General features: G+C 42.4%; 5 protein-coding genes and 1 pseudogene. 2 read left to right on the forward strand and 4 right to left on the reverse strand.

Annotation, left to right across the window (positions count from 1 at the left end):
- Nucleotides 1-116: 116 nt before the first annotated feature.
- Together AC1WHX_RS10055 and AC1WHX_RS10060 are read left to right on the forward strand one after the other, a co-directional pair.
- A pseudogene (locus AC1WHX_RS10055) lies at nt 117-1,679 on the forward strand (exo-alpha-sialidase); the annotation flags it as partial.
- A 75-nt stretch (nt 1,680-1,754) separates the two neighbouring features.
- Nucleotides 1,755-2,402 carry a GDSL-type esterase/lipase family protein gene (locus AC1WHX_RS10060; RefSeq protein WP_302544547.1) on the forward strand — a complete coding sequence of 216 codons (648 nt, stop codon included), beginning with the start codon at nt 1,755-1,757 and terminating at the stop codon, nt 2,400-2,402.
- A gap of 85 nt (nt 2,403-2,487) precedes the next feature.
- Here AC1WHX_RS10060 and AC1WHX_RS10065 read toward each other — a convergent pair whose 3' ends face one another.
- The 4 genes from AC1WHX_RS10065 to AC1WHX_RS10080 all read right to left on the reverse strand — a co-directional run.
- Nucleotides 2,488-3,957 carry a sodium:solute symporter gene (locus AC1WHX_RS10065; RefSeq protein ID WP_302544542.1) on the reverse strand — a complete coding sequence of 490 codons (1,470 nt, stop codon included), beginning with the start codon at nt 3,955-3,957 and terminating at the stop codon, nt 2,488-2,490.
- A 34-nt stretch (nt 3,958-3,991) separates the two neighbouring features.
- Nucleotides 3,992-4,768: a hypothetical protein gene (locus tag AC1WHX_RS10070; protein WP_302544541.1), complete on the reverse strand. Its 777-nt coding sequence runs from the start codon at nt 4,766-4,768 to the stop codon at nt 3,992-3,994.
- A gap of 18 nt (nt 4,769-4,786) precedes the next feature.
- Complete coding sequence (locus tag AC1WHX_RS10075; RefSeq protein WP_009319017.1) at nt 4,787-5,200, reverse strand: ExbD/TolR family protein; 414 nt, start codon at nt 5,198-5,200, stop codon at nt 4,787-4,789.
- A 15-nt stretch (nt 5,201-5,215) separates the two neighbouring features.
- A partial coding sequence (locus AC1WHX_RS10080) for a MotA/TolQ/ExbB proton channel family protein (protein WP_481229274.1) occupies nt 5,216-5,484 on the reverse strand: 269 nt, incomplete at its 5' end.

The following is a 5,484-nucleotide window of genomic DNA, read 5'->3' on the forward strand; positions in this document are numbered from 1 at the left end:
CAGAACTTATCGGAAATATCCGTTTCGATTAATAAAATGCAAAAAACAAAATATTTCTCTTTAAAAATTTAATCATTATTGTATATTTGCGATAATATATCAGATTTAATGCTATGATGAACAGATTTTTAACATTCGCATGTCTATGCTTGTTTTCCACACAAGGTTTCTCCGGGACTTACTGTAATGCAATACCTGAATATCTGTCGGTCGGACAAGAATATTCCACCCGACCAAAGGAGTGTACACAAAACAATCGACCATCTGCAATTTGTGATGTCACGTTAAAACGAGCCGCTACTTTGGTCGGAAGGGGCTCTTCCGAAGCGATATTGTTTTTCAACGTCAGAACTACCGATACAGAAAATCCGCACCGGCTAAAAGGCATAAATATTGATCTCAAAGGATCTACGAACATAACAGATATTACCGCACTAAAAATTTACAGTCAAAATACAGACGACCGGTTTAAACCAGAGACGGCAACGTTATGCGCCTCTGTTACCGACATTTCATCCGATGATATTCATATCGCATTTGACAAACCGCTCTCTTCGGGTAACAATTATTTCTATATCGTAGCTTCGGTAAGAAACAATGCTTATGAAGGAAACCGTATAAACATCAGATTATTGTCTTTAGAATCGACTATCGGATTTTGTACGCTATCGCAAAATGAAGCCGGAGGAACAACAGAAATCATTCTGGAACGTAAACTGCTTTTCGCTCCCGGAGATGAAGGTTCGAAATATTATCGTATTCCCGCTTTAGCGACAGCCGCTGACGGCTCTTTGATCATGGTCGCAGACAAAAGATGGACGCAATTGAACGACTTGCCCTCACATATAGACATTGTTGCCAAACGCAGTGTAGATAAAGGGAAAACCTGGTCGGCCACATCGATTGTAGCCGGAGCTGATGATGACTTAAAGGGATATGGAGATCCGCTATTGATCGTAGATAAGAAAACGGGAGATATTCTGTGTATCTATGCCTTCGGACAAGGATTATGGCAATCTACCGCATCCGATCCTATCCGTATAGGGTTGTCACGCAGCAAAGATAACGGGAAGACATGGACTCCTACCGAAGATATTACCTCGCAAATATACGGCGCGGAATGTAAAGACCCCGTACGCCGTAACTGGCACGGAGCTTTTGCCGCTTCCGGACGAGGCCTACAACTGAAAGACGGACGCTTGATGTTCGTCCTTGCCGTACGAACTCCTGACACACGGCCATGGGGCGGCAATTTATCAAATTATGCATGCTACTCCGATGATGGCGGCAAAACATGGGCCGTATCAGAAAATGCAGCCACATCTGCCGGAGACGAGGCCAAACTGGTAGAGCTGAACAACGGCAATATAATGATGAGCATTCGCAGTCCTAAAAACCGCACGTTCAGTATTTCGACAAACCGGGGAGTCAATTGGTCGGAAGCTTCGAAAAACACCGATTTAAAAGAGCCTGCATGTAACGGAGACATACTTAACTATGCATCGATTCTCGGGCTAAGAAACAAATCCTGTATTCTGCATTCTCTCCCCAATGACACAACAATACGGCAAAACGTATCTATAGCTGTCAGTTATGATGAAGGATCGACCTGGCCTATAAAGAAAACGATATGTCCGGGCTATTCTGCTTATTCTACAATGACCGTATTACCAGACGGAACGATCGGCATTGTCGTCGAGGAAGGCAAATGGGACAAAAATCTACCGGGAGAAGACGGATTCAGCCTGTATTTTATGCGGTTCTCATTAGATTGGATCACGAACGGCACTGACAGATATGCCCTACCCCGATATTCTACCTATTATTATCAACGTGCGTCTTTATTCGACATATTGCCAATCACGTCCAAAGACATTGTTTTTTTAGGAAACAGTATCACAAACGGCTGCGAATGGCACGAACTTCTTAAAAACAAAAATGTCAAAAACAGAGGAATAAGCGGAGACGTCATTAGCGGCATAAATGATCGCATAGACGAAATTCTGAAAGGGAAGCCATCCAAAATATTTTTAATGGCAGGCATAAACGATATTTCTAAAGGTCACAGCATCACAGAAATTACCGGGAATATCGACAAATTAGTAAAAAAGATTAAAAAAGTTTCTCCCAAAACGAAATTATACCTACAAAGTCTACTACCTGTAAACGACTATTTCGGGAAATTCGAGGAACACACATCCCGCTGGCAAATGGTTGTCCCGATCAATGAAGAACTGAAAAAAATCGCAAAGGAAAATAAACTGACCTATGTCGACGTTTACTCCCTTTTTGCCAACTCTTCAGGTAAAATGAATATCCAATATACCAATGACGGACTACATTTATTAGGACCGGCTTATGCCATGTGGCGAGATCTTATAAAACCTTATGTAGAAGAGTAAGTATCTGTTTAAATTTTCTAAATAAAACCGGAAATGAATATTACGAGATTTGTTTCCGGTTTTTTATATTTATATCTCCCAAATATCAAGATTCCGAACAGAGGCTCTTTTTTCCGTCTCTACCCAAAGCGACCAGATAAAGCCCGACAAATGTCAACGCCCCATTTATCATCAGCATCTCATATCCCAGTTTATAACCATATAATTCTCTCAACAAGAAATCGAGACCGAAGCAAAGAGCCGGAGACAACAATGCGATGTAAGGTATCCATTTATCCCGAGGATTTCCGTGCATGAAAAGTCCATAAGAAAAAAGACCGAGCAACGGACCGTAAGTATAACCCGCTATCGTATAGATAGCATCGATAATACTTTTATCATTCACAGCCCTGATCACGCAAATAATAATGACAAAAAGCAACGAAATGAAAACATGCGCCCGTTTACGCCATAATACCGCTTTTGAAGCCGGATATCTCCCGACCTCGAGAATATCGACACAAAACGAGGTAGTGAGAGCCGTCAATGCCGAGTCGGCACTGGAAAAAGCAGCCGCAATAATTCCTATGCAGAAAAACAACAGCACCGGAAATCCTAAATATTGCGTAGCAAAAAACGGAAGCATTTCATCGCTCAGAGCAGGTATAGCTATTTGCTGCTGACCGGCAAACGTAATCAGCAAAATCCCCAAAACAAGAAACAAAAGATTTACCGGAAGAAAAGCGACTCCGTAAAAGTACATGTTTTTCTGAGAAGCCTTCAAGGTCCGTATAGAGAGATTTTTTTGCATCATATCCTGATCGAGCCCCGTCATAACAATCGTTATGAATATGCCGCTGAAAAATTGCTTAAAAAAATTCTGTTTTGTCTGCCAATCATCAAAAACAAAAATCCGATCCATACCGCTGTTTCTGACCGTATTCACCACTCCGGAAAAATCGAGCTGCATCTTATCGGTCAACTGCCAAATTATCAACACTAAAGCTCCCAGTAAAAAAGCTGTTTGCAGAGCATCCGTCCAAACAATCGTCTTTATTCCGCTTCTGTGGGAATAGAGCCAAATAAGCGCAACGATCACAGTCGATGTAACGACAAAAGGCACATTCCATGCATCGAACACAAAACGTTGTAAAATAAGTACGACAATGTAAAGACGTGCAGCTGCACCTATGATTTTAGAAAGCAAGAAAAACGATGCCCCGGTTTTATAAGCATTTCGACCGAAACGCTTTTCAAGATATGTATAAATAGACGTAAGATTAAGCTTATAATAAAGCGGCAACAATATCTTTGCAATAACGAGATATCCTACCGTAAACCCCAAAACGGTCTGCAAATAAGTCATGTCGATACTCAACGGCATACCGGGAACAGAAACAAACGTCACTCCGGAGATAGATGTACCGATCATTCCGAACGCAACCAAAAACCAAGGAGATTGTTTCCCTCCCAAAAAAAATGTGTCATTATCGCTTTTACGCCCGGTCAAATGCGATATAAGCATCAGAAAAGCAAAATAGATGACAATAATAAGTAAAATAACCGTACCGTTCATTCTTTCTCGTAATAAAGGCCGAAATTACCCTAAATCAATTTTGTCTGAAATAATAAGTAATCGTTCCCCTCTCGGTAACCGCACCCGGTTTTCTTTCAAAAACAGCTTTCCGTGCAGCCGCTTCGGCTCTTGCCCGTAACGTAAGATTGGCATATGCCGTTCCGCGACTGCCGCTCGGCGTAGCCGCAGCCTGAGTTACTTTTCCCTGAGCATCGACATATATCGAAACAACGATCGTTCCCTCATCATTACTGGCATCATATTGAGGAATAGGCAATTCCCCTTTTAAACCTCGACCGCCCAAATCATAATCTCCGTAACCGGGAGAGCCATGTTTAGCACCGGTAGTACTATTTCCGTTCGGGCTTCCTTCTGCTCCAGAACCCTTATCCGATGTTCCTCGATTAGATCCGGCATGCCCTTTACTGAAAGCATTGGCCACTTGATTTTTAATTCTATTATCTACCTCAGGCTTCGGTTGTGTTTTTTTCTCGGGCTCAGGCTGTTGCTTATCCTCTTTCTTTTTATCCGGGACAGCTACACTCTCCTCTATATCCTGTGTGATAGATTCTTCGGACGCTTCATCCGGTATCTCGGCCTCTATCGCATCAGCAACGTTCTGCCCGCTCATTTCGGGTTGAAAAGTCCCGCTCGCCTCATCGATTGTTCCCAACTGAACCAAAACACCGCTTGCCTCATCCGGAATCTCCGGACGGGGAAAAGTAAAATAAAACAACATAAGAAATAACAGGAGATGGAATAACACCGTCCCCGCTATACCACATAATTTATTTTTCGTCTTGTCTTTCACAGATCATAATTTTCGGGACTACTCCTTTATAGGACGCGTAGCCAATACCATTCTCAATTTATTCTCTCCGGCAATATTCAACACCTTAACAACTTCTCTATAAGGTACGCTTTCATCAGCATAAAGAGCAACATACATATCCGGTTCTTTACTCAATGCACTCAGCAAATAAGGAGCTATTTCCTCCAACTGAACAGGATGTTCCGCTTCATTGCCGAAAGAGACATAATAATTGAGCTGTGCATCGATTGTCACCCTTGCCAAAGGCTTTGCGGCCGTTTGCTCTTTACTTTGCGGCAACAGCACTTTTATCGCATTCGGAAAAACAAAAGTCGAAGTTACCATAAAAAAGATCAGTAACAGAAAAATCACATCGGTCATAGAAGCCATACTGAATGAGGCCTCTATTCTATTTCTTCGTTTCAGAGCCATACTTTCACCTCCAACTTAATCTGCAGGTTCATTCAGCAAATCCATAAATTCCATAGTTTTGGCTTCGAGCTGATTGACCACTCCATCTACACGGGCTACCAAATAATTATAAGCGAACAGAGCGATAATCCCCACGACCAAACCGGCGACAGTAGTAACCAACGCTTCATAAATACCTCCGGACAAAGTTGTGATATCGGCACTCGTTCCGGCAGATGCCATATTGTAAAAAGCTCTTACCATACCGGTCACCGTACCGAGAAATCCGAGCATCGGCGCTCCCG

Source organism: Coprobacter sp., from assembly GCF_982436375.1.